We start from the raw sequence: 2,495 nt of genomic DNA, 5'->3' as shown, positions 1-2,495 counted from the left end.
TGTTGATTGCCACTGAGACCTGACCCGGTTTGGGGTAAAGTTGCCACTGAGAGTTGACCCATGTTCGGACGCTAGCCTCGGCCTTTTGGGCGGGGGCAGCGGGAGTGTTGGACATGGCGTTGTTGAGCGTTATCCGGCGCTGGCATTTCCGGGAGCACCTGTCGATCCGCGCGATTGCCCGCCGGACCGGCCTGTCGCGGAACACCATCCGCAAGTACCTGCGGTCCGAGGCAGTGGAGCCTGTGTTCAGGGCCCCCGAGCGCCCCAGCAAGCTGGATCCCTTCGCCGAGCGGCTGGCAGCCTGGCTGCGGACGGACGCCCGCAGGCCACGCAAACAGAAACGTACCGCGCGGCAGTTCCACGCGGAGCTGGTGGGGCTCGGCTATGACGGCTCGTACCGGCGGGTCGCTGCCTTTGTGCGAGCCTGGCGAGATGACTGGCAGCGCCAGCAGCAGACCTCCGGCCGCGGCGTCTTCGTGCCGCTGGCCTTCGGCCCAGGCGAGGCGTTCCAGTTCGACTGGAGCGAGGAGCATGCTGTCATCGGCGGCGAACGCACCAAGCTGCAGGTCGCCCATGTCAAGCTCTGCCACAGCCGGGCCTTCCTGGTGCGAGCCTATCTCCTGCAGACGCACGAGATGCTGTTCGACGCCCACAACCACGGCTTCCGCGTGCTGGGTGGCGTGCCGCGGCGTGGCATCTACGACAACATGCGCACCGCCGTTGACCGGATTGGCCCGAGCCGGGAGCGGCAAATCAACGCCCGCTTCCTGGCCATGGCGAGCCACTACCTGTTCGAGCCGGAGTTCTGCAATCCGGCCTCCGGTTGGGAGAAAGGCCAGGTCGAGAAAAACGTCCAGGATGCCCGGCACCGGCTGTGGCAGCCTATGCCCCAGGCCACCAGCCTGGAGGCGCTGAACGCCTGGCTGGAGCAGCGATGCCTCGCCCTCTGGGAGGAGATCCCGCATGGGGTGGAACCCGGCAGCGTCGCCGCGGCCTGGCGGCAGGAGATGGACTGCCTGATGCCGGTCCGGCGGGTCTTTGACGGCTTCGTGGACGAGACCAAGCGGGTCTCGCCGACTTGCCTCGTGCACTTCGAGCGCAACCGCTACAGCGTGCCCGCCTCTTTCGCCAACCGGCCGGTCAGCCTGCGGATCTACCCCGACCGTATCGTGGTGGTGGCTGAGGGGGCGGTCATCTGCGAGCACCAGCGGATCATCGAGCGGTCGCACCACGGGCAAGGCCGGACCGTCTACGACTGGCGCCACTACCTGGCCGTGGTCCAGCGCAAGCCCGGTGCCCTGCGCAACGGCGCGCCCTTCGCCGAACTGCCGGAGGCGTTCCGGCAGCTGCAGCGTCAACTGCACGGCAGGTCCGGCGGCGACCGGGAGATGGTGGAGATCCTTTCCCTGGTGCTGCAGCATGACGAGCAGGCTGTGCTGGTCGCCGTGGAGATGGCGCTGCAGGCCGGGGTCGCCAGCAAGACACACATCCTGAACCTGCTGCACCGGCTGACCGATGGCACAGCCCCCCAGGTGCCGCCGATCGAGGCGCCCCAGGCCCTCGTGCTGGCGCAGGAGCCCAAGGCCAACGTCGCCCGCTACGACAGCCTGCGCCCGAGGCAGGGAGGTCGCCATGCGTCATGACCCGGCGGCCGCCGCCATCACCATCATGCTGCGCAGCCTCAAGATGCACGGCATGGCACAGGCCGCAGCCGAACTCACCGAACAGGGCGCGCCTGCCTTCCAAAGCGCGATCCCCATCTTGTCGCAGCTGCTCAAGGCCGAGATCGCCGAGCGCGAGGTCCGCTCCATCGCCTACCAGCTCAAGGCCGCACGCTTCCCCACCTACAAGGATCTGACAGGCTTCGACTTCTCTGGTAGCCAGCTCAATGAAGCCCTGGTGCGCCAGCTTCACGCCGGTGCCTTCATGGATAGCGCCGACAACGTCGTACTGGTCGGTGGACCAGGTACCGGCAAAACCCATGTGGCCACCGCGCTCGGCGTCCAGGCGGTCGAGCATCACCGCAAGCGCGTGCGGTTCTTCTCCACGGTGGAGCTGGTCAACATGCTCGAGCAGGAGAAAGCCGCCGGGAAGGCCGGGCAGATCGCGGCCCGCCTGCTCCATGCCGACCTGCTGATCCTCGACGAACTGGGCTACCTGCCGTTCAGCGCCTCAGGCGGTGCCCTGCTGTTTCACCTGCTCAGCAAGCTCTACGAGCAAACCAGCGTCATCATCACCACCAACCTCAGTTTCAGTGAATGGGCGGCGATCTTCGGAGATGCCAAGATGACCACCGCGCTCCTCGACCGGCTCACCCACCACTGCCACATCCTGGAGACCGGCAACGACAGCTTCCGCTTCAGGAACAGCTCCGCCACCCAGGCCCATCGCGAAAGGAAACCACAGCCGACCTGACGAGATCTGAAAACCCCGCATCCACAACCCGGGTCAGATCCTCGTGGCAACCCCGGGTCAGGTCTCAGTGGCAATCAACA

General features: G+C 66.5%; 2 protein-coding genes. Both read left to right on the top strand.

All coding sequences use genetic code 11. From position 1 onward, the window contains the following. Positions 1 to 113: 113 nt before the first annotated feature. On the top strand, positions 114 to 1,643 hold the full coding sequence (istA, locus tag ACFOY6_RS23885; protein WP_379639722.1) for an IS21 family transposase: 1,530 nt from the start codon (positions 114 to 116) through the stop codon (positions 1,641 to 1,643). After that, positions 1,633 to 2,415 (top strand): IS21-like element helper ATPase IstB, encoded by a 783-nt coding sequence (gene istB, locus ACFOY6_RS23880; protein ID WP_109519077.1) that lies wholly within the window; start codon positions 1,633 to 1,635, stop codon positions 2,413 to 2,415. Before istA ends, istB begins: the two co-directional genes overlap by 11 nt. The last annotated feature ends 80 nt before the right edge of the window (positions 2,416 to 2,495 follow it).

The organism is Teichococcus aestuarii, assembly GCF_042651065.1.
GTDB classification, from domain to species: Bacteria; Pseudomonadota; Alphaproteobacteria; order Acetobacterales; family Acetobacteraceae; genus Pseudoroseomonas; species Pseudoroseomonas aestuarii.
Note: the sequence above shows the minus strand (reverse complement) of the source record. Positions and strands in the feature narration are given on the sequence as shown.